The organism is Streptomyces sp. 3-6 (assembly GCF_056323165.1).
In genome coordinates, this window is the sequence record NZ_JBWHZP010000006.1 from 230,242 (window position 1) to 251,831 (window position 21,590).

The 21,590-nt window shown below is 74.9% G+C and carries 16 protein-coding genes; 7 read left to right on the plus strand and 9 right to left on the minus strand.

The window, feature by feature from the left end; genetic code table 11:
* Nucleotides 1–29: 29 nt before the first annotated feature.
* The 3 genes from AC02VZ_RS11440 to AC02VZ_RS11450 all read right to left on the minus strand — a co-directional run bounded on the left by AC02VZ_RS11440 (nt 30) and on the right by AC02VZ_RS11450 (nt 4,014).
* A complete protein-coding gene (locus tag AC02VZ_RS11440; protein WP_432057031.1) occupies nt 30–395 on the minus strand; it encodes a PH domain-containing protein in 366 nt (121 codons plus the stop codon).
* A gap of 119 nt (nt 396–514) precedes the next feature.
* Nucleotides 515–2,131, minus strand: a complete 1,617-nt coding sequence (gene metG, locus AC02VZ_RS11445; RefSeq protein WP_476475290.1) for a methionine--tRNA ligase — start codon at nt 2,129–2,131, stop codon at nt 515–517.
* 125 nt (nt 2,132–2,256) lie between these two features.
* Nucleotides 2,257–4,014 (minus strand): VWA domain-containing protein, encoded by a 1,758-nt coding sequence (locus AC02VZ_RS11450; RefSeq protein WP_476475291.1) that lies wholly within the window; start codon nt 4,012–4,014, stop codon nt 2,257–2,259.
* A gap of 276 nt (nt 4,015–4,290) precedes the next feature.
* Here AC02VZ_RS11450 and AC02VZ_RS11455 point away from each other — a divergent pair, with 276 nt between their 5' ends.
* Nucleotides 4,291–6,369, plus strand: a complete 2,079-nt coding sequence (locus tag AC02VZ_RS11455; RefSeq protein WP_432057028.1) for a PhoX family protein — start codon at nt 4,291–4,293, stop codon at nt 6,367–6,369.
* 172 nt (nt 6,370–6,541) lie between these two features.
* Here the strand turns inward: AC02VZ_RS11455 and AC02VZ_RS11460 are convergent, their stop codons facing one another.
* Entirely contained in the window at nt 6,542–7,483 is a 942-nt protein-coding gene (locus AC02VZ_RS11460) for a LysR family transcriptional regulator (protein WP_432057027.1), read from the minus strand.
* A 255-nt stretch (nt 7,484–7,738) separates the two neighbouring features.
* Between AC02VZ_RS11460 and snpA the strand changes: the two genes are divergently transcribed.
* Nucleotides 7,739–8,449: a snapalysin gene (snpA, locus tag AC02VZ_RS11465; RefSeq protein ID WP_432057026.1), complete on the plus strand. Its 711-nt coding sequence runs from the start codon at nt 7,739–7,741 to the stop codon at nt 8,447–8,449.
* A gap of 330 nt (nt 8,450–8,779) precedes the next feature.
* On the opposite strand, the gene AC02VZ_RS11470 is transcribed toward snpA, so the two are convergent.
* The 4 genes from AC02VZ_RS11470 to AC02VZ_RS11485 all read right to left on the minus strand — a co-directional run bounded on the left by AC02VZ_RS11470 (nt 8,780) and on the right by AC02VZ_RS11485 (nt 12,785).
* Entirely contained in the window at nt 8,780–9,781 is a 1,002-nt protein-coding gene (locus tag AC02VZ_RS11470) for an endonuclease/exonuclease/phosphatase family protein (RefSeq protein ID WP_432057025.1), read from the minus strand.
* A 302-nt stretch (nt 9,782–10,083) separates the two neighbouring features.
* Nucleotides 10,084–10,986: a hypothetical protein gene (locus tag AC02VZ_RS11475; protein ID WP_432057080.1), complete on the minus strand. Its 903-nt coding sequence runs from the start codon at nt 10,984–10,986 to the stop codon at nt 10,084–10,086.
* A 516-nt stretch (nt 10,987–11,502) separates the two neighbouring features.
* Complete coding sequence (locus AC02VZ_RS11480) at nt 11,503–11,961, minus strand: hypothetical protein (RefSeq protein WP_476475292.1); 459 nt, start codon at nt 11,959–11,961, stop codon at nt 11,503–11,505.
* Between the two features lie 371 nt (nt 11,962–12,332).
* Nucleotides 12,333–12,785 carry a hypothetical protein gene (locus AC02VZ_RS11485; RefSeq protein ID WP_432057643.1) on the minus strand — a complete coding sequence of 151 codons (453 nt, stop codon included), beginning with the start codon at nt 12,783–12,785 and terminating at the stop codon, nt 12,333–12,335.
* Between the two features lie 763 nt (nt 12,786–13,548).
* Here AC02VZ_RS11485 and AC02VZ_RS11490 point away from each other — a divergent pair.
* The 4 genes from AC02VZ_RS11490 (at nt 13,549) to AC02VZ_RS11505 (ending at nt 19,755) form a co-directional block, all read left to right on the plus strand.
* Entirely contained in the window at nt 13,549–14,769 is a 1,221-nt protein-coding gene (locus tag AC02VZ_RS11490; RefSeq protein ID WP_432057650.1) for a hypothetical protein, read from the plus strand.
* A gap of 393 nt (nt 14,770–15,162) precedes the next feature.
* Nucleotides 15,163–15,525, plus strand: a complete 363-nt coding sequence (locus AC02VZ_RS11495; protein ID WP_432057642.1) for an effector-associated constant component EACC1 — start codon at nt 15,163–15,165, stop codon at nt 15,523–15,525.
* A 4-nt stretch (nt 15,526–15,529) separates the two neighbouring features.
* On the plus strand, nt 15,530–18,376 hold the full coding sequence (locus tag AC02VZ_RS11500) for a vWA domain-containing protein (protein ID WP_432057641.1): 2,847 nt from the start codon (nt 15,530–15,532) through the stop codon (nt 18,374–18,376).
* On the plus strand, nt 18,376–19,755 hold the full coding sequence (locus tag AC02VZ_RS11505) for an extracellular solute-binding protein (RefSeq protein ID WP_476475293.1): 1,380 nt from the start codon (nt 18,376–18,378) through the stop codon (nt 19,753–19,755). Before AC02VZ_RS11500 ends, AC02VZ_RS11505 begins: the two co-directional genes overlap by 1 nt.
* A gap of 188 nt (nt 19,756–19,943) precedes the next feature.
* On the opposite strand, the gene AC02VZ_RS11510 is transcribed toward AC02VZ_RS11505, so the two are convergent.
* Nucleotides 19,944–20,111, minus strand: coding sequence for a hypothetical protein (locus AC02VZ_RS11510; protein ID WP_432057639.1), 168 nt, complete (start codon nt 20,109–20,111; stop codon nt 19,944–19,946).
* A gap of 98 nt (nt 20,112–20,209) precedes the next feature.
* On the opposite strand from AC02VZ_RS11510, the gene AC02VZ_RS11515 reads away from it, so the two are divergent.
* Entirely contained in the window at nt 20,210–21,553 is a 1,344-nt protein-coding gene (locus AC02VZ_RS11515; RefSeq protein WP_432057638.1) for a helix-turn-helix domain-containing protein, read from the plus strand.
* Nucleotides 21,554–21,590: the final 37 nt, after the last annotated feature.

The window sequence follows — 21,590 nt, forward strand, 5'->3', positions numbered from 1 at the left end:
CCGGGCCCCCGGCCGGACCGTGTGCCGGGCTACCGCGCCACGAACTGGGTGAGGATGGCCTGCACCTCGTAGATGTCGACGCCCTTGGTGAAGGTCTTCTCGATGGGGGCCGGGCTGCCGGAGAGCCAGATCTTCAGTTCGGCGTCGAGGTCGAAGGTGCCGGCGGTCTCCACCGCGAAGTGGGAGATGCTGCGGTAGGGGATCGAGTGGTACTCGGTCTTCCTGCCGGTGATGCCCTGCTTGTCGATGAGGATCAGCCGGCGGTCGGTGAACAGGATGGTGTCGCGGATCAGCAGGAACGCGGCGTGCACCTGCTCGCCGTGACCGAGCAGCCGGGCGTAGTCCTGCTGCGCCTGCGCGGGGTCGACGGTGTGCGCGTTGCCGAACAGTGCCATGGAAGGTCCCCCCGGGTCAGCGGTCCGCGGCCGGTCGGCCGCGCTGCCCCGATCGTCGCAAAGGCACGGGGCCCGGGAGAAGGGTGTCGTCCTCCCGGGCCCCGCCTGTGGCACGCGTGTTACGCGGTCGGCTTCTCCTCCAGGCGCGGGAAGAGCACCGCCCCCTTGGTGACCGTGGAACCGGCGGGCAGCCTGCCCCACTCGGCCGCCTCGCCGACCTTCTGGTCGGCGAGCGCGCCCAGGGACGCCTCGGCGCCCAGGGAGTCCCAGAGCTTCCGGGAGGACTCCGGCATCACCGGGTTGAGCAGGACGGCCACCGCGCGCAGCGACTCCGCCGCCGTGTACAGGATCGTCGCCAGGCGGGCCCTGCCCTCGTCGGAGGTGTCCTTGGCGACCTTCCAGGGCTCCTGCTCCGTGATGTAGCCGTTGACCTGCTTGACGAAGTCGAAGACGGCGAGGATGCCGCCCTGGAAGTCCAGCTCGTCACCGATGCTGCGGTCGGCCTCCGCGACCGCCTTGGCCAGGCCGTCCCGGATCGCCTGCTCGGCCTCGCCGTACGCGGTCGCCTCCGGCAGCTCGCCGCCGAAGTACTTGCCGACCATGGCCGCCACGCGGGAGGCGAGGTTGCCGTAGTCGTTGGCCAGCTCGCTGGTGTAGCGGGCGGAGAAGTCCTCCCAGGAGAACGAGCCGTCCTGGCCGAAGGAGATGGCCCGCAGGAAGTACCAGCGGTACGCGTCCACGCCGAAGTGCGAGGTCAGGTCCTGCGGCTTGATGCCGGTCAGGTTCGACTTGCTCATCTTCTCGCCGCCGACCATCAGCCAGCCGTTCGCGGCGATCCTCCCCGGCAGCGGCAGGCCCTGCGCCATCAGCATGGCCGGCCAGATGATCGCGTGGAACCGGAGGATGTCCTTGCCCACCAGGTGGACGTCGGCGGGGAAGGTGCCCTCGAACTTCTCCGGGTTCTCGTTGTAGCCGACGGCCGAGGCGTAGTTCAGCAGCGCGTCGACCCACACGTAGATGACGTGCTTGTCGTCCCACGGGACCGGGACGCCCCAGTCGAACGTCGACCGCGAGATGGAGAGGTCCTCCAGCCCCTGGCGGACGAAGTTCACGACCTCGTTGCGCGCCGACTCGGGCTGGATGAAGCCGGGGTTCGCCTCGTAGTGGGCGAGCAGCTTCTCGCTGTACTCGCTGAGCTTGAAGAAGTAGTTCTCCTCGCTGAGGATCTCCACCGGCTTCTTGTGGATCGGGCACAGCTTCTGGCCCGCGTACTCTCCCTCGCCGTCGAGCAGCTCGCCGGGGAGCTTGTACTCCTCGCAGCCCACGCAGTACGGGCCCTCGTAGCCGCCCTTGTAGATCTCGCCCTTGTCGTACAGGTCCTGCACGAACTCCTGGACGCGGTCGGTGTGCCGCTTCTGCGTGGTGCGGATGAAGTCGTCGTTCGCGATGTCGAGGTGCTCCCACAGGGGCTTCCACGCCTCCGTGACGAGCTTGTCGGCCCAGGCCTGCGGGGTGACCCCGTTCGCCTCGGCCGTGCGCATGATCTTCTGACCGTGCTCGTCCGTGCCGGTGAGGTACCACACCTTCTCACCGCGCTGGCGGTGCCAGCGGGTGAGCACGTCGCCTGCGACGGTCGTATAGGCGTGGCCCAGGTGAGGAGCGTCGTTGACGTAGTAGATGGGGGTCGTGACGTAGTACGCCTTCGCCCCCTGCTTCTCTGATCCAGTGGCCGCCATGCCCGAAATCCTACTGGGCGCGAGGTGATCGGCTCACACACGTTTCGGGGGGCGGACGGGAGGGCAGTGGCCCCGTCCCGCCCACCCCCCGGGGTGTGGCTTCCCGCGTCGTTCCCGGCGGCGGCCTACGGGCGCCAGGACGCCAGGACGCCCTCGTACAGCTCCTTGTCGGTGAGCTCCCTCGGCGTCGCCCCGGCGAGGAAGTGCGCCGTGTTCGGCGTCTTCAGCTTGCGGAGGTAGTCGAACGCCTTGTTCTCCGGGTCACCGAAGGCGACGAAGGAGAAGAAGACCGCCGGGTGGGAGGTGGCGGCCTCGGAGAGGGCCTGGTTGGCCGGGGTCTTCGCGTCCGGGGCGCCGTCCGTCTGGAAGACCACCAGGGCGGGGGTGTCCGGACCGGGGCCCGACTTGTCGTGCAGGGCGAGGACCTCGGCGACCGCCGCGTGGTAGCTGGTCCGGCCCATCCGGCCGAGGGACGCGTGCAGCGTGTCGATCCGGTCCTCGAAGTCGTCGAGGGTGAGCTCGCCGGTGCCGTCGAGTTCGGTGGAGAAGAAGACGACCTTCACCGTGACCTCGGGGTCGAGGTGGGCGGCCAGGGCGAGCGTCTGCTCGGCCAGGGCCTGGGCGGAGCCGTCCTTGTAGTACGGACGCATGGAGGCGGACCGGTCCAGGACCAGGTACACCGTGGCGCGGGTGCCGGAGAGGTGGTGCTGCTCCAGGACGGAGGCGGCGGCCTGGTAGGCGGTGGAGAGGGCCGCGGGGACGGAGGGGGCCGGCTCGGGGGTGGGAGCGGGAGCGGGGGCGGGGGCTGAGGCTGGGGTGGGGGCCTTGGTCTCCGGTTCGGTTTCGGGTTCGGTCTTGGTCTCCGGCTCGGTTTCGGGTTCGGCCGGGGTTTCGGGCTTGGTCTCGGCGTCGGCCTTGGTCTCGGCTTCGGGTTCGGCCGGGGTTTCGGCCTCCGCCTCGGGTTCGGGCTTGGCCTCCGTCTTTGCCTCGTCCTTCGCTTCCGGCTCGGCCTTGTCGGCTGCCGGGGCCTCGGTCCGCGGCTCGGGGGCCGCCTCCGGCTCCGGTTCGGCGGTGGGTGCCGCGTCCGCGTCGGCCTCGGGGGCGTTGTCGGCGTCGGCCTGCGGGGCGGTGTCGGCGTCCGCCTCGGGCTTCTCTTCGGTGTCGGCCGCTGCCTCCGCCTTCGGGGCGTCCGCCGCTGCCTCCGCCTTCGGGGCGTCCGCCTCGTGGCCGGCTTCGGCGTCCGCCTCGCGTTCCGTCGCGGGCTCGGCTGCTTCGGTCTGGGCGGTCGGCGCCTCCGGCGAGGTGGGGGACTCCGGCTCGGCCTCGGGCTTGGCCTCCGCCTCGGGCTTGGTCGCCGGTTCGGGCTTGGCCTCGGCCTCGGGCTCGGTCACCGCTTCGGGCTTGGTCTCGGCCTCGGGGGCTGCCGGAGCTGCCGTGGCCGCCTCGGGTTCCGGGGTGGCCTCGGGCTCGGGCTGCGGGTCGGCCGGCTTCGCCGTCTCGGCGGGCTTCGACGCCGTCTCGGTCGGGGCCCCGGCCTCGGCACGGGTCTCGTCCGCGGTGGACGTCGGCTCGTCGGAACGGGTGGGGCGGGGCACCGCCACGTTGTCGAAGGCGGCGGAGACGAGATCGTGCCCACTGCGGGGCTCGGGGACGGAGGCCGAAGCCGACCGCTCCGACCGCTCCGACCGTTCCTGCTGCTCGGGCTGCGCCGAGGGCTCCGTGCTCGGCCCCGTGCTCGGCTCCGGCGACGGCGACGGGAGCGTGGGCTCCGGGGAAGCGGAGGCGGGCTGCGGTTCGACGGCCTGCGCCGCACCCTCCGCCTCGGCGGCCCGTGCCTTGCGTGACCGGCCGAACGCGTTCCGCAAGAGAGTGAGAATGCCCATGTGCGCAACCCTTCACTGAGTTGATGCCCGTCAATCCCTGGCCAGGACGGACACGTAAGGTTAGCGGCCCGCACAGGCGATCTTGGGCAGGGTCGGGGTCTGTGGCCGCCCCCCTGTCAAGGGGGACTTCCGGCCCGAGCGCCCGCGGCCGTCGCTCCGTGCCCAACTCCTCGAAGGCCGCCACGGGTTCACTCGTCGTTCACCCGGCCGCCCGGCTGTGGCACCGCTGCGCTCCTAGCGTCGCGCTGAGACTCACGGGCATCCAAGGAGAGCGAAGTGCGCAAGCTGCTGCCGTTGATCGGAACGCCGTCCGGTTCGCACCCCGGCGGCCGGTCCGCCCTGACGTGTCGGTTCCGGTGTGGTGACGCCTGTTTCCACGAGGTGCCCAACACCAGCTCCAACGAGTACGTCGGTGACGTCATCGCCGGGGCCCTCAGCCGGCGCTCGGTGATGCGGGCCGCCGCCGTGGTCACCGTCGCCGCGGCCGGGGCCGGTGCGGCCGGTGTCGCGACCGCCCCCGAGGCACAGGCGGCCCCCGTGGCAGGACGCGGGAAACCGCACCGCCCGGGACCGAAGGGCGCCCGCGGGCTGCGGTTCACGCCGGTCCCGCCCAACACCACCGACGCGGTCACCGTGCCCGAGGGCTACCGGCAGAACGTCGTCATCCGCTGGGGCGAGCCCATCCTGCGCGGGGCGCCCGCCTTCGACCCGGAGCGGCAGAGCGCGAAGGCGCAGGCCGGACAGTTCGGCTACAACTGCGACTTCCTGGCCCTGCTGCCGCTGAAGGGGGAGCGTGGCCGCCAGTTGCTCGTCGCCAACCACGAGTACACCGACGAGGTGCTCATGTTCCGCGGCTACGACCCGGCCCGTCCCACCCGCGAGCAGGTGGAGATCGCCTGGGCCGCGCACGGGCTGGCCGTGGTGGCGGTGGAGGAGGACCGCAGGACCGGGAAGCTGACCCCCGTCCCGCGCCACCGGCTCAACCGGCGGCTGACGGCCACCTCCGAGTTCCGGCTCACCGGCCCGGCCGCCGGGTCCGACCTGCTGAAGACCTCGGCCGACCCGAGCGGCACCAGGGTGCTCGGCACGCTGAACAACTGCGCGGGCGGCACCACCCCCTGGGGCACGACCCTGCACGCGGAGGAGAACTTCAACCAGTACTTCGCGCGCGGCAGCCGGCCCACGGACAAGCGCTACGGCGTCGGCAGCGGTGAGACCGAGCGCAAGTGGGAGCGGTTCGACCGGCGCTTCGACCTCGCCCAGGAGCCGAACGAGGTGCACCGGTTCGGCTGGGTCGTCGAACTCGACCCGCACGACCCCACGTCGACGCCCCGCAAGCGCACCGCGCTCGGGCGCTTCAAGCACGAGGCGGCGACCGTCCGGCTGACCCACGACGGGCGTCCGGTCGTCTACTCCGGTGACGACGAGCGCTTCGACTACTTCTACAAGTTCGTCGGCAGCAAGCGGATGCGCCACGGCACCAGCCGCTGGGCCCGCGAGCACAACCTCACGCTGCTCGACGAGGGCACCCTCTACGTGGCGAAGCTGACCGGCGACTCGCCCGCGATGGAGATCGACGGGACGGGCAAGCTGCCCCGGGACGGCGAGTTCGACGGCAGCGGGCAGTGGATCCCGCTGGCCACCGCCACCGCCGACGGTGCCGTCTCGCACGTCGAGGGCATGACCGCCGAGGAGGTGTTCGTCTTCACGCGTCTCGCCGGTGACAAGGTCGGCGCCACCAAGATGGACCGCCCCGAGGACATCGAGCCGAACCCGGTCACCGGCAAGGTGTACGTGGCCCTCACCAACAACTCCAACCGCGGCGTGGGCTCGCACCCGGCGGCGGACGAGGCCAACCCGCGGCACGCCAACAAGCACGGCCACGTCCTGGAGCTGACCGAGCGCTGGAACCGTCCGGAGAGCACCCGGTTCGCCTGGTCGCTGTTCCTCGTCGCGGGCGACCCGGAGGACCCGGCGACGTACTTCGCGGGCTTCCCGAAGGACGCGGTGAGCCCCATCTCCTGCCCGGACAACGTGGCCTTCGACGACCACGGCAACCTGTGGATCTCCACCGACGGCAACGCCCTCGGCTCGCACGACGGCCTCTTCGGGGTCGCCACGCGGGGCAGCCGGCGCGGCGAGCTGAAGCAGTTCCTGACCGTGCCGAGGGGGGCGGAGACCTGCGGTCCCGTCATCCAGGACCGGCGGGTGCTGGTCGCGGTGCAGCACCCGGGCGAGGTCGACGGGGCGAGCGTGGAGAACCCCGGCAGCACCTGGCCCGACGGCCCCGGCACCTACGTCCGTCCGTCCGTCGTGGCGGTGTGGCGCGCCGACGGGCGGGACATCGGCGTCTGAGGCGCTCTGCTTGTTCCCCGGGGTGCTCGGGCCCGTGCCTCTGGGGTGCCCGGCCCGTGCCCCCGGGGCGCTCGCCCCGTTCCCCGGAGCCGGCGCGGCCCCCAGGCGGGGCGGGCGGCCCCGGACGGGGCAGGGCGGCGGCGGGCGGGGGCCGGACCCGCCCCCGCCCCTGTCACGGAAGGGCCGGAACGGGTGCTTCCGACCCGCCGCGTTCCAGCCATTCCCGGTACGCCGGTGCCTGGCGGGCGACCTCGTCGTAGGCGTCCGCCAGGTCCGGGTAGACGCCGTCCAGTTCGGTGTCGGTGCGGGCCGCCAGCAGCAGCCGCACCCCGAGCGGGTCGCCGTGCAGGGGGCGGACGGCCGTCTCGGCGCGGGAGGGCGAGGTCGGCTGGACCACCGTGACGACCTCGCCGGTCGCGACCAGGGACGCGGCGGTGTGGTAGTCCCCGTGCAGGATGCGCGGGTCGAGTCCCTCGGCGCGCAGCACCCGGCGCACCGCGTCCCACTCGCCGTCGACGGTGGGGTCGATCATCCAGCGGTCGTGGGCCAGGTCGCAGAGGCGCACCACCGGCTTCGTCGCGGCCGGGTGGTCGGCCGGCAGACAGACGAACTGCGGTTCCCGTTCCACCAGGACGCGGGTCCGCAGCCCTTCGGGGACGCGCAGCGGGCTGCCCTCCACCTCGTGCACGAAGGCGACGTCGAGCTGGCCGTCGGCCACCATCCGCAGCAGGGCGTTGGCGGAGACGTCCATGTGCAGGATGGGCTCCTGCCAGTGCGCGCGGAGCCGGCGCAGCCAGCCCGCCAGCGCCCGGCTGGCGGTGGACCCGATGCGCAGCTGGCGTTCCCCGACGGCGGCGGCCCGCGCCTCGCTGACCAGGGAGCGCAATTCGGCCACCAGGGGGCGGGCACGGCTGAGGACCAGCCGGCCCAGGGGGGTGGGCCGGCAGCCGGTCCGGGCCCGGACGAACAGGGCACCGCCCAGCTCGTGTTCGATGCGCCGCAGCTGCGTGCTCAACGAGGGCTGTGCCACTCCCAGTTGGCGTGCCGCGCGGTGCAGGCTGCCGGTGTCGGCGATGGCGCACAGCGCCCTGAGGTGCCTGACCTCAAGCTCCATGCCCTGGGAGGGTAAAGCGGAAGTTCAGCTTTCACCAGACATACAAATCCCGACCGATCAGGACCATCGGGCCTTCGCGGCGCGCGCGGCCGGCCCGGGTCGGAAGGGCCCTCGTCAGGGCCGCCGGGCATGCCGGGGCAGGTGGGGACGGAGAGGGATAGGGCGGTCCTATCGGCGGTTGCCATCATCACAACGCCCGTACGGACACGGACACTCACGGTGTCTGACTCATCCCCCCACCCCGAGGAGTCACCGATGCGCCTGCGCATGCCCCTGTCCGTTCTCACCGCCGCCGGACTGAGCCTGGCCACCCTCGGTCTCGGCACCGCCGGACCGGCCTCGGCGACCCCCACCGCCGAGGGCGCGCCGGTCGTCGCCTACGGGTCCCCCTCCGCCGGCCCCGCCGCCGAGGCCGACGCGCAGGCCGAGGCCCGCGCCGACCGGGCCTTCTTCGAGGCCGTCCTGCGGTCGGTGGCCGAGAAGCGGGCCGCGAACCCGAAGAGCGCGGCCGCCGTCACGGTGGTCTACAACGCCTCCCGGGCCCCGTCGTTCGCCACGCAGATAGCCCGCAGCACGCAGATCTGGAACAGCTCGGTCTCCAACGTCAAGCTCCAGGCGGGCACCTCGGGGGCCGACTTCTCCTACCGGGAGGGCAACGACCCGCGCGGCTCGTACGCGTCCACGGACGGCCACGGCCGGGGGTACATCTTCCTGGACTACCGGCAGAACCAGACCTACGACTCCACCCGCGTGACCGCGCACGAGACCGGCCACGTGCTCGGGCTGCGGGACAACTACTCCGGCCCGTGCAGCGAGTTGATGTCCGGCGGCGGCCCCGGTCCGTCCTGCACCAACGCCTACCCCAACGCGGCGGAGCGGTCCCGGGTGAACCAGCTGTGGGCCAACGGCCTCGCCGCGGCGATGGCGGAGGTGACGGACAAGGGCCTGGCGAAGTCGGCCCGTTGACCGGACACGGCGTCGCGTCGGCCACGGTCGCCCGTTGACCGGGCGGGGCGGCGCGTGAGTCGCGGTCGTCCGTTGTCCGGGCACGGCGGTACGTGGGTCATGGTCGCCCGTTGACCGGGCGGGGCGTGCCTCATGCGGTCAGTGGTCAGCGGCCAGGGGTCAGTGCTCTGGGGTCACGTCGCCCGTCGACGGGGCCCGGCGGCCCGACATGCGGCCGGCGGTCGCCCGTACGGATCCGCACGGTGCGCGGTGACCTGACCTGACCTGACCCGACCTGCAGCCGGTGGGAGCGGGCCGTCCCCTTCGCGGGGGCGGCCCGCTCCTCGTCCGTCAGCGGCCCTCGTGCAGGGTGAGGTCGACGAGCACCGCCCGGTGGTCGGTGCGGGCGAGGTCCAGGAAGCGGACGCGGTGCGCCGCGAACTGCTCCGTGACCAGGACGTGGTCGATCTGGGCGCCGAACGCGGGCATGGTCCTGGCCGGCCAGGTCGGCGTCCGGTCGGCGCCGGCCAGCCGGGCGGCGTCGCTGAGACCGGCGTCGAGGATGCGGCGGAAGGCGGCGTGGTCCTGCGAGGCGTTGAAGTCCCCGGCGAACACGGCCGGGGTCGTCCGGTCGCGTGCGGCGGCCTCGCGCAACCGCCCCAGTTCGCGTTGCCACAGCTCGGTCTGGCCCGGCAACGGCGGCATGGGATGGGCGAGTTGCAGCCGCACGGCCTGCCCGTCGACGTCGGCGACCGCGGCGGGCATGCCCATGGTGCCGGGCACCGGATCGGCGTCCCGCAGGGGGTGGCGGCTGAGGATGACGGAGCCCTCGGAGCCACCGCCGGAGACGGCGCTGCGGTGCGGGTGGCTGTCCGCCAGGTCCCGCCCCAGCCGCGCCTCGCAACCGGGGTCGCACTCCTGCACGAACACGAGGTCCGGCTTCTCGCGGCGCACCGCCTCGACGAGCGGACCGGTCCCCCGCCCGAACTCCACGTTCGAGGTCAGCACCCGCAGGGAGGCGACCGGCCGGCCGGTGGGCTCCACGCTCTTGCCGTACGGCTCGATGAACCAGGCCAGCAGCCCCAGCACGGCGATCCCCCAGGCCAGCCCGGTCCACCACCGGGCGAGCAGGGTGAGCAGCAGACCGAGACCGGTGGGCACGAGCAGCCAGGGCAGGAACGCCAGGAGCTGGGTCACGGGCGTGACGGCGTCGGTGTCGGCCACCCGGCAGCCGACGACCACGCTGACCCCGGCGAACAGCAGCGCCGCACACCGGGTGCGGAAACGCCGCCGCCCGCTGCGGCGGTCGGCCGCCTCGTCGTCGGCGGTCCACTCGGCAGTCGCAGTGTCCAACGTCCGGCCTTCCGCTCGCGGTGGGGTGTCCGCATCCTCCCTCATGTCAGGGACGGCGGAGCGCGCGCCGGGGTTGCCTCGCACGACGCGGCGACCGCTGCGCGGCGGGGCGGCGCGGGCGACGGCTCCGTGGCGGGTGGTCGCGTCACCGGGGTGGCTCCACGGTGGTCGCGTCACGGGGGCCGCGTCGGCGGGGCCGCGTCACCGGCGTCGCGCGTCGCCGGGGTCGCGTCACGGGGCGGGGGCGGTGGCGGCGTGCGGGCGAGCGGCGGGGCCGCGCGCGCCGTCCGGTGGTGCCGGGTTCACACCCGGGCGCGGGGCGGAGGGGCGGGCGGTGCGGGGGCGGTGCCGTCCGGGGCCTGCGCGCGGCGCCCGCCGGTAAGGCGGTGGCGGTGCCCGGCGAGCCAGGACAGCAGGGCCACGCCCGCCCCCAGGGCCACCAGCAGCCAGGACGCGGTACGCAGGCCCGCCGTGAGGGCGTCGTAGACCGCGCCCGCCGCGGGCCGGTGGATCGGTTCGGGCAGGTCGGCCAGGGTGAGGTGGCGGCCGACGACCACGGCGACACCGAGCAGGGCACCGCCCAGCGCGGCCCCGAGCCCGGTCGCGGTGAGCGCACGACGGCGGCATCCGGCGACGGCGACCCCCGCGACGGCGAGGGCGACGGCCGACAGGGGCAGCCAGAGGGCGGCCGTGTCGAGCACCTGGTACCCCTTCCGCAGACCGGGGACGTCACGGGCCGGAACCACCGCGACCTCCGTGTGCTCGACCGGGATGTTCCGGGCGAACGGCACCCGGTCGGCGACCAGACGCGCCTTCACCTCCGCCGCGACCGGGGCGAGGTCGACGGTGACCGGTCCCGGCGCGGCCCGGTCGTCGCGCACGGCGTGCAGGACCGCGTCGTGGACGGCACGGTTCCCCGCCTCCCAGGCCGTCCGGTACGCCTCGGTGTGCGTGAACGAGCGCACCGCCTCCCGGACGAAGGCCCCCAGGGCCGGGGACCCTTCCGCGCCGAGTTCCCGCACCACCCCGTCCCCGACGGCGTCGGCGACCGCGTCCCGCACATCCGGGTCGGCGGCCAGCGGTGCCATCGTGCCGACGTAGCGGCCGGTGTCGGCGAGCCCGTGCGACGCCCAGACGGCGAGGGCGCCGCAGGGGAGCAGCAGGCACGCCAGCGCGGTCAGCACGGCCGACACGGCGTTGCGCAGCCGCGGGCCGCCGGGGCCGTGCGGGCCGCCGGTCCCGGTGGGTCCGGTCGGGCCGGTGGGTCGGGCGGCGGCGGGGTCGGTCGCCCGTGGGCCGGAGCCGGGCGGGACGGGGGAGGCGGACACCCCTCCAGGCAAGGCGGCCGGGGCCGGCTCCGCGAGCGCAGGGCCCGCAGACGGGTGCACGGGGGCGGCCCGTACGGGCGACGGAGGGGATGCTTCACCCGAACGGGTGATGGGGCGGCCGCGGACACCGGTCGCGCCGACCCCGTGACCCCGTGACCCCGTGACCCTGTGCGCGCGTCCGCCTGTCCGCCGGTCCGTCCGTCCGTGCCCCCGTCGGCCTCCGCGGTGGCCCCGTCCGCGCGCCACCCGCCCGTCCGCCCGTGCCTCGGCCCGGCCCGAGCCGCTGGACTCGGGCCGGGCCGGGGTCACCGGCCTGGGGTCACCGGCCTGGGGTCACCGTCCCGGGCCACCGGGCCCGGCCGGAGCGGACCGCCGCTCCGCCGCCCGCGCTGCTCACGGGCGCCGGCGCCCCGCCGCGTCCTCGCGGGAGTGGTAGCGGTAGAACAGCAGCGCGCCGAGCCCCGCTCCCGACGCCAGGCCGAGCCACATGGACCACAGCACGCTGAAACCGGTGGTGCTGACCAGGAAGCCGATGGACGCGGCGGTGAAGGCGCCCCACAGCGCCGCGTGCACCTCGCGCTTCAGACGCGGGGCGACCGCCTGCACGGCCAGGAACAGCACGATGAACACCAGGGCGGTGAGGAAGCCGAACAGCACGTTCCCACCGGTGATGGGCCCGCCGTACCGCACGTTGGCGGCGGCCCAGTAGCCGTAGACCAGCCCGAGGGCGACGGGGACGGCGATCCGGGCCATCCGGTGGGTCCGTTCGCTGAAGACGTCGGGTGTGCCGGTCCGCTCGGTCCCGGGCCTGCCCCTGCCCCTGACCCTGGACCTGGGTGCCGCATGAGCCATCGGAGCACTCCTCTCTCCTCGCCCCCGCCTTCCAGGGCACACCGGCCGGGCCCCGCGGGCAAGTCGACGGCTCCGACACCCGGCGGCGGCCCTCGACCGACGGCGGCCCGTACCGGCTCCGGTCGGCCTGGTGCGGGTGCGCCGGAGGCGTCCCGCTGCCGACGCCTGGTGGGGACCGCTCCCCGTCACGAGCCCGGTCGGCCCGGGTGATCGGGTTCGCCGGCCGCACGGACGCGCCCCGGATGCTCGCCGACCGCCGGGCCGTCACGACGGTGCGCGCGACGGGCGCGAGATCGTCGTGCGGGCCGGCCGGGGCCCAGGGCCTGGCGGCCGGCCGGAGACGGGAACGCGTGCCCTGGGCGAGGGCCTTGTCAGGACTGGTGGTTCCCGGACACCACCGCGATCCTCCAGACAGAGGTTCCGCCGGTCACCTGGACGGTGAGGTGCTGAGGCTTCTTGTCCCCGTGGACGACGCCCACGGTGTGGACCCCGTCGCACGTGACGGGGTGGGGGGTGCTGCTGTCCCGGTCCATGATCGAGACCTTGCCCTTGCCCTCGCACGTCGCGTAGAGGGTGTACGCGCCCTCCTGCGGGGTGAAGGCGGGCAGGTTCCGGTCGGTGTCGCCGGTGGTCTCGGCCACCAGGGTCCGCGCGTTCTCGGGCAGCTCGAAGCTGGGCGGCTGTGTGGCGGGCGCTGGGGTGGGCCTGCCGGCGGAAGCGGTCGGAGCGGTGGGGCTCGGACGCTTCGCCTCGGGTTCGTCGGAGCAGCCTCCGGCGAGGAACAGCGTGGCCAGGGCGGCAGCGGTGCACAGGGTGCGACGCAACGGGGTCTCCCGGGAGTGAGGCGGACTGCTCGCCCGCGCCTCCAGGAACGCTGGAGGCGAGAGGGACAGTAATCAGTACCGGGCTCGGCCGACAGGCGCGTTCGGCGAGTGGCCGGAACCGCCCGATGGGAAAAAACGGGACGAAGGTCACCGATCCCTCACCGGAGGCCCTTCTGGCCTTCCATAACGGGCAAATGGTCGATATTTAATGGCTGATCTTCACGCTGAGGAACCTCAAGTTCCCCTCAGCGGCACCTCTTCACCCCTTCAACAATGTGCTGCGGCGCGCCCTGTCTCCCGCAGACGGCAGCCACGGCACACGATCGGGCCGGCCTCACCCGCGCCGGCGCAAGGCGTGCAGGGTGATCCTTCGAGCGGGACGGGGCCAAGGCTGACGGTGCGGCAGTCTCCGTGGGCCGTCGAGGCGCTCGTCGAGCTTCCGGAGCGCGCCGAGGAGGTGCTCCGCGCTGTCCTCCGCATCGCCCTCCGGTCGCTGCGGGGGCGGCCCGGCCCTGGTGGAACACCGGCGACCTCGAAGGCGAGGACGTGCGCGCCGCTGTGATCGGCCACTTGTCCGCCCGTGGTCGACCGACTCACCCGGGACCTGTCCCTCCTGGCCGTCATCTGGACCGGAACGTCACCAAGGACAGTGGTCCGGCCCGTGGCGTCCCGCCCCGTGGGGGAACGTTCGCCGTCCCCGTCCCCCGTGAGGGGCGCAGCGGTTACCGTGCTGCCCGTGGGTGATCGACAGGGGGAGGCGACCGTGCCCGGAACCGTGCTGCTGCTGGCGGCCTCGCCGCTGGGCCGGGGGCGGCTGGTGGACGCCGCGTCCGTGCTCCCCGTCCTGGCGGCCGTACCGCCCGCGGTGCTGTCCGCGACCGGCACCGGCTCCGTGAACGTCATCGAACTCGCCGACCCGCTGGAGCCGCAGGCCGTGCTGACGCGGCTGCGGGCCGCCGCCGCGGCGCCGGGACCCCTCACCGTCTACGTCACCGGCCAGCTGCACCTCGACCGGCGCCAACGGCTTCCGCACCTGGCGCTGGCCCGCACCACCCCCGCGACCGTGCGCTACACGGCGTTGCCCTGGCACTGGTTCCGGGACGAACTGCGGCTGCGGCCGGCGGGCGCGACGACCCTGGTCCTCGACCTGCACGCGGACGCCGAGACCCGGCGGACGCTGTGCGCGCCGCTGCCGCCCGGCCGCCGGTCGCCCCTGGACTGCGGCCCGCACAGCGCCGTCCACGGCCGGATCGCCCCGGCGCCGGGCCGCCGCACGGTCGCCGCCCCCGCGTACATGACGGCGGTCGCGACGATCCTGCGCAGCGGCCGGCGCCCGCCGGAGGAGGAGCTGCACCGGCTGGCGTTCGCCCGGATCGCCGCCGACGGCACGGACCCCGGCCTGGAGCTGGCGCCCGTCCGGCCCGGCACGGTGCCGGACGACCCGCACGCGGCCGTCTCCACCGCCGCGCGCTCCGGCCGCCACGGCGACGCCGACGCGCTCGCCGCCCGGCACGAGCGGGCCGCCGCCCTGGCCCACGGACCGGCCTCCGAGGAGGCCCTGCACTGGGCGGAGGTACGGGCGGACCTGGCGATGCTGGCCGGGGAACCGGCGCGCAGCTGCCGCACCTGGCTCGCGGTGGCGAGCGCGCGGCTGAGCGCCGGCCAGCCGGCGGACGCCCCCGGGGTCGAGGCGGCCGTGGACCGCGCGCACCACCAGTGGGGCCGCATCGACGACCCGCACCGGGCGCGGGAACTCGGCCCGGCGCTCGCCGGGTTGCGGACGGTCGTACCCGGCCGGCGGACCGGCGCCCTGGACCACGTGCGGCGCCGCCTCGCCCGCCTGGACCAGATGCACCGGACGGAGCAGGCGGAGCAGACGGAGCAGACGGGGCTGACGGGGCAGACGCGGCGGCCGGGTCAGCCGGGTCAGCCGGAGCAGGCGCAGCCGCCGCGGGGGACGCAGGAGATGCAGCAGCAGCGCTGACGGGGTGCCGGCCAGGGCGGTCGGCCGGGCGGGGACGGTGCCATGACCGCCGGCCGAAGAGGCGCCCACGCCCACCCGCCGCAAGAACGCCCCTCGCCCACCCGCCGCAGGAACGCCTCGCGCCCACCCGCCGAGGGGACGCCCTCGCCCACCCGCCGCAGGAACGCCTCGCACCCACCCGCCGAGGGGACGCCCCTCGCCCACCCGCCGAGGAGCCGGGCCCGGACGGGCCGCCGAGCGGTGCCGGGGCCGGGCCGGCCGAACCATGTCCCGGGAGGCGCACACAGGTTAGTTCCGGGAGGCGCCGACCGGTGGTGCACCAGTGCGTCCGAGGTGCGCGAGGAGCGCCCGACCCCTCCCTCCCCGGCACGCGCGGTGCCATGATGGTGCGTCATGGCTGAGGGGGACGGTGTGGCCGACGCGCGCATACGGGTGCGACTGGACGGGACGGCGAGCGAGAGGGACGTCGGGGCGCTGCACAAGTGGCTGGAGCGGGAGACACCGCTGCACGAACGGGTGCGCGCCGGCGAGTTACTGATCCTCCAGCAGAACCGCACGGACGAGGAGGGCGCCCCCATGGGCGCCGGCATGGAGATCGTCCTGGTGGTCGTGGGGGCCGGTGCGGGCGTGGTCTTCACGGAACTGCTGGAGCAGGTGAAGAGCGCGGTGACGGCCTGGCGGGCCAACCGGCGGGACGTCGAGGACGGTGAGCCGCCGGAGGGCAGAGTCGAACCGGTGGACCTCGACGGCAGGTAGGCCGGTGTCCCGCTTCGACCCGCGCGGACTGCCCAACCGGGCCCTGCTGGTGGGTGTGTCCGCATACGAGAGCACGGATCCGCCGCACGGCGTGTCCGGTGACCTCCCTGCCGTCGAGCACAACGTGACCCGGATGCGGGACGTGCTCGCGCGGGGGCGGCTGTTCACGGAGGACGAGATCGAGGTCGCGCGTTCGCCGACCCTCGACGCGTTCGGGCAGCTGCTCATGGACGCCGCGCAGGAGGCCCGGGGGGTGCTGCTCCTCTACTTCGCGGGGCACGGGGCGATCCCGAGCGCGGGGGACGAGCTGTTCCTGCAGATGCACAACGCGCGGGTCGTCGCCGGTGGGCACGCGGTGTTCCCCGGCGCCGAGATGGTCACCACGGTGCTGACCGTCCTGGCGACCAGCCCGGCCCGGCGGATCGTGGTGATCCTCGACTGCTGCTTCGCGGGGAACGCGGCCTGGGTGTGGGAGACCTTCCACGACAAGCGGCGGGTGCTGCTGCTGATGAGCGTGCAGGCCAACCACCGTGTCGACGCGGGCGATCCGGGCACGCCGACGCCCTGCACCGCCGCCCTGGCCGACCTCCTCGACGAACCGGGCGAGGCGGGCTTCCGGGAGGTGTCCGAACGGCTGCGGGAGCGGATGACCACCGGCCGGCACCGCACCCTGCGCGACGAGCGGTGGGAACCGCAGTGGCGCGCGGAGCCGGACATGGACGTCCTGCTGGTGCCGGCGACGCCGACGACCGGTACCCCTCCGCCCGGCGACCCGTCGTCGCCCGGCCCGCCGCCCGGCGACCCGTCGCCCCCCACCCCGCCCGACCCCGACGATCCGCCCGTCACCCCGCCGCCCGGCGGCCCGTCGCGCCCCGCCCCTCCGCCCGGCGACCCGTCGCCCCCCACCCCGCCCGACCCCGACGATCCGCCCGTCACCCCGCCGCCCGGCGACCCGTCGCCCCCCGCCCCGCCTCCCGGCACATCGCCCGACGATCCGCCGGACGGCCCGCTCCGGGGCCGGACGCACGCGCCGTCCGACCCGGGGGACCGGAGGCGGGCGCGGATCGCCGTCCGTCTCGCTGCCGTGCTCCGCGCGGGGCGCGCCCGGGTCCTCGAACGGCTCGCCCCGTCGCCCCCCGGCGCGCCCGGCGGGCGGGGCCTGGGCAGGCTGGTGCTCGCCGCCGTGCTGGGGGCGGTGCTGCTCGGCGCGGGCGGGTACGGTCTGTTCCGGCTCGTCGCCGCCGACGACGCCCTCTGCGCCCCGGCGGTGGAGCTGCGGGTGCTGACCGGCCCGGACCTGGAGCCCACCCTGCGGACGGCCGCCGACGCGTTCGTCGCCTCCGCCGACAACACCACTGGTGACGGCTGCCGGCGAGCCGGCGTCACCGTGCACAGCGCGGGTGCCGCCGACGTGGTGCACGCGCTGAGCAGCCAGTCCGGCCTGTGGCAGGAGCCCCGCGACGCGGACACCAATCCGCAGCGCGACATCGGTCCGCAGCCCGACGTGTGGATCCCGGCCTCCGGCGCCGACGTCGCCCGGGTCGTGGACGGTCAGGACACCGACGCCGTCGCCGCCCTGGAGACGGTCGGCGAACCGCTCGCCTACTCGCCCGTCGTGCTGGCCGTGCCGCAGCACTTCGCCGGCGAGGCCCAGACAGAGCGCACCGGGAGGACGCTGACCGAGATGATCGAGGAGCTGACCCGCCGCCAGGAGGACGCCGCGGTGCGGCGCCCGGACCCGGAGTTCTCCGCCGTCGGCCTGCTCGCCACCGTCGGCCTCTACGGTGAGGACGCCCGGGCCGCGGCCCGCGGTGAGCGGCTGGTCGCCCAGCCGGGACCGCCCTCCCCGACGGCCGGGGAACTGCTGTGCACCCTCCCGGACGACAAGGCGACCGACAACCGCACCGCCGCCCTCGTCCCGGAGTTCCTCCTGATCAGCGGCGTCGACTGCGACAGCAACACACGCGCGCCCCGCATGGCGCAGTACCCCGAGGACGTGCCCGGGATGGAGCCGGCGTTCGTCCGGGTCCGCTGGCATGACGGCGACCGGGACGCCGGGGTGCGGGACGCGGCGGCCGAGGCGTTCCGGGCCTGGCTGGCCGGGCCGCAGGGCCGGGACGAGTTCACCCGGGCGGGCTTCCGGGACCCGGACGACCGGATGCTGCTCGGCGGGGAACGCCGGCGGGACGGCGTGCTGCACGCGCCGAGCCCGCTGCACGAGTCGGCGGGGCAGCGCGCGATGGAGCGGGCGCTGGCCGAGTACCGGGAGGTGGGCGGCCCCGGCCGGGTGCTGTTCCTGCTGGACAGCTCGAGTTCGATGGGCCGGCTGTGGGAGGGACCGAGCGGGGGTCCCGGCCTGCTGCGGCAGTCGCTGGGCGGGCTCGGCGGCAGGGACGTGTACGGCGTGTGGGGGGTGGCCGGGGGCGGCGACGAGCCCTACCGGACGGTGCTGCCGCTCGCCCGGCACCGGCGTGCCGACGCCGAACGGACCGTCATGCTCCGGGCGGAGGTCCAGAACGCGGAGGCGGATCCGCACGCGGCGCTGCTCGCCGCGTTCGACGTGATGGAACGGAGCGGCGGCGACGACGAACGGCCGCAGCTGATCGTGCACATCACGGACGGGGAGGACCACGACCGGCTGACCGGTGAGCGGCTGCGCGAGGTGCTCGACCGGGCGGGGACGGCCGGGGTGCCGGTGACGGTGGTGTCCCTGCAGAACGCGGGCTGCGATCCGGACCGGCCGGACCGGCGGATCGCCGACGCGAGCGGCGGGCGCTGCCTGGACACGGCGGACGACCTGGGCCCGGCGCTCCAGGACGAGGTCGCACGGACCGGAACGGGGGACGGCTGATGCTCCGACGGCTCGCGGCGCTGTCGGCGGCGCTGCTGATGGCGGCGGCCTGCACGGCGGGCGGGGACGGCCGGCCGCCGGCCGTGCCCTCCGGCGGGGACGTGCCCGGCACCATCGTGGTCGCCGGGGGGCGGGACGTCACCGGCAAGAACGGCATCCGCCAGCAGCTCATCGACGCCTGGAACAAGGAGCAGCGGCGTACCGGTTCGGACTACCAGGCGCGGCTCGTGGAGCTGCCCGGCAGCGCCGACGAGCAGCGCAGCCAGCTGCTCGGCGCCCTCCAGTCGGGCAGCGCCGCGTACGACGTGGTCAACCTGGACGTGACGTGGGTGCCGGAGTTCGCCGCCGCGGGCCTGATCCGCAGGCTGCCCGGGAAGCTGGTGGACGAGGACGTCATCGAGTCGGTGGCGGGGACCGCCCGGTGGGACGGCGACGTGTACGCGGTGCCGTTCAACAGCGACGTCGGCCTGCTGTACTACCGGCGCGACTACCTGGAACGGGCGGGAGTGCGGCGCGTCGACCTGACGTCCTGGTCCGCGGTGCGGGACCTGGTGGAGACCCTCGACAGCCGCCTCGACGAGGACGCCTACGACAAGGGCTGGACCACCCAGCTCGCCGCGTACGAGGGACGCACGGTCAACGCGGTGGAGGCGTTCGCGTCGGCGGTGGAGGACTTCTCCCTGGTCGACGGGGAGGGCCGCTACACGGGAACGGTGGAGGATCTGGCCGACGGCATCGAGGAGCTGGGCCGGCGCACCGGGCGGCCGTACACGCTCGCGGACGCCGTGCAGTCCGACGAGGCGGCCTCCCTGAGCGACTTCGCCGAGGGCCGGACCGCCTTCCTGCGGCACTGGCCCTCCGTCCACCCGGCGCTGCACCGGACGTTCACCGAGGAGCAGCTCGGGGTGGCCCCGCTGCCCGGCCGGGCGGTGCTCGGCGGGCAGAACCTGGCGGTGACCTCGTCGTCGCCGCGGGCGCGCAGCGCGACCGACCTGATCCGGTTCCTCACCGGCGAGGAGAGCGAACGGTGCCTGCTGGACGCCGGGTTCGCGGCGACCCGTGTCTCGGCCTACCAGGACGACGGCGTGCGCTGCACCACGGCCACCGTCCCCTCCGCCCCGGCCTCACCGTCGGCGCCCGGCGCCGGGGAGGGCGCGGACCCGGTGCCGCGCGACGCCGCCGGGCGGCCCGCGTACGCCCGGACGATCCTGCTGGACGCCCTGCGCAAGGCGGTGCAGCGGCCGAGGACACCGCTGTACGGGGCGTTCACCCAGACGTTCACGGCCCGGCTGGGCCCGTTGTTCGGCGACGACCCGCCCGACGCGGAGGAACTCGCCGCCCACCTCGACCGGGCCCTGCGCGAGGCGCTGTCGGGGTGACCCCTGGCGGAACGGACCGGCGGCCCCCGTCCGACCCGAGTGCGCGGAGTCGGGGCCCGCTCGGGGAGAGGGGCGGGGCAGGGGCGGGCCACGGACGTACGTACGGGCGCGTCACGGGGATCGACGGCGGTGCGGAGGGGCAGCCTTCAGGGGCGGGGCGGCGGCAGCCCCGGGGGAACGGCGGACCGTCAGCGGACCGCGGCCTCCACCGGGGCGGTGGTCTGCTGGTCCGGATCCGGCTGGGCCGTGTCGGAGGTGGGGCCGGTGACCGAGGCCAGGACGAGCGCGGCGACGGCGGCGACGGCCGCGGCGACGCCACGGGCGTACCGCTCGACGGTGCGGGTGTGTGCCTGCACGGCGACCTCACTACAGCGATGGGGTAACCATGGTTAATCCGGCGTTTAACCTAGAGCCTGCCGGACTCGAACGGCAAGAGCCACAAGGAGAGTTGGGCGTGGGGGAGCGGGACGATCCGGGCACCATCGGGCGCCGGGTGCAGCAGTTGCGCACGGCGTGCGGGCTGACCCAGAGGCAGCTGGCGGAGCCGGTCTACACCCCCGCCTACATCTCCACCCTGGAGTCCGGCCGGGTCCGGCCCTCCGACGACGCCCTGCGCCACCTCGCCGGCCGGCTGGGCGTGACGTTCGACGAACTGGCCACCGGCCGCCCGGCCCGGCTCGTCACCGAGCTGCGGCTCGGCCTCACGGAGGCGCAGCGCGTCCTGGCCGCCGGGGACACCGACGCGGCCGCGGAGCAGTTCACCGCGCTGCTGGCCTCGGCGGAGCGGCACGCCCTGGCCGAGGAACAGGCCGCCGCACTGCTCGGCCTCGGGGAGTGCGCGCTGGAGACCGGCGACCTCGTCCCCGGCCGGGAGTTCTTCGAACGGGCCGAGGCGTGCCTGGCCGGGGCCCCGCTGCCCGCCCGGGTGCCCGCCCTGCGCGGCCGGGCCGTCGCCCACTACCTGGCGGGCGAACTGCGGTACGCCGTCTACCTGCTGGAATCCACCCTCGACGAGCTGAACCGCGGCGGCCTCCACGACCCGGACGCGCTGCTGCTGCTCTACGCCAGCGCGATCGGCCCCTACATGGACATGGGGGCGCACGCCCGGGCCGCGCAGGCGGCCGAGTTCGCGTTGGCGCTGGCACCGCGGTCCGGTGACCCCGCGCTGGTGGCGCGCATGCACCGGTCGGTCGCCCGCACCCTGCTCGCCGAGGGCCGGCTCGCCGAGGCGGACGCCTCGCTGGCCAAGGCGGCCGAGCTGTACCGCGGGCTGCACCTGCGCACCGAACTCGCCAACTGCCACTGGATGCGCGGCTACGTCTGCGCGCAGAACGGCGAGCTGGAGCGGGCCGAGGCGGAACTGCGCGAGGCGCTGCGCATGCTGTCGGCCCGCCGCGCCTCGCTGTACAGCAGCCAGGTCACCGTGGAACTGGCCGACGTCCTGCACCGGCGCGGTGCCTCCGACGAGGCCGCGGATCTCCTGCGGGAGGTGCTCGGCGGCCTGTCACCCGAACGCGGCGCCGTCCACGCCGCGGCGGCGCACCGCCTGCTCGGCATCATCGCGGAGGACGCGCGCGACACCGAGCGGGCCGAGGAGCACTACGTGCGGGCCATGAGCCTGCTGGAACGGGCGGGTGCGCTCGGTGACCTGGCCGACCTGTGCCGGCTCCTGGGGGACCTGCTCCGGCGCGGCGGGCGCGTCGAGGCCGCCCTGGACGCCTACCGCACGGGCCTCGGGCACCGCACGGCGCCCGGCACCACGACCCTCGGCCCGGCACCCGCCCAGCCGGCCCTCTGATCACGATGCGGACTCGGTCATTCCGCATGGTGTTTCG

Coding starts and splice junctions, on each gene's coding strand:
- AC02VZ_RS11505 (WP_476475293.1), top strand. CDS start 18,376: ATGCTCCGACGGCTCGCGGCGCTGTCGGCGGCGCTGCTGATGGCGGCG.
- AC02VZ_RS11450 (WP_476475291.1), bottom strand. CDS start 4,014: ATGGGCATTCTCACTCTCTTGCGGAACGCGTTCGGCCGGTCACGCAAG.
- AC02VZ_RS11440 (WP_432057031.1), bottom strand. CDS start 395: ATGGCACTGTTCGGCAACGCGCACACCGTCGACCCCGCGCAGGCGCAG.
- snpA (WP_432057026.1), top strand. CDS start 7,739: ATGCGCCTGCGCATGCCCCTGTCCGTTCTCACCGCCGCCGGACTGAGC.
- metG (WP_476475290.1), bottom strand. CDS start 2,131: ATGGCGGCCACTGGATCAGAGAAGCAGGGGGCGAAGGCGTACTACGTC.
- AC02VZ_RS11495 (WP_432057642.1), top strand. CDS start 15,163: ATGGCTGAGGGGGACGGTGTGGCCGACGCGCGCATACGGGTGCGACTG.
- AC02VZ_RS11480 (WP_476475292.1), bottom strand. CDS start 11,961: ATGGCTCATGCGGCACCCAGGTCCAGGGTCAGGGGCAGGGGCAGGCCC.
- AC02VZ_RS11460 (WP_432057027.1), bottom strand. CDS start 7,483: ATGGAGCTTGAGGTCAGGCACCTCAGGGCGCTGTGCGCCATCGCCGAC.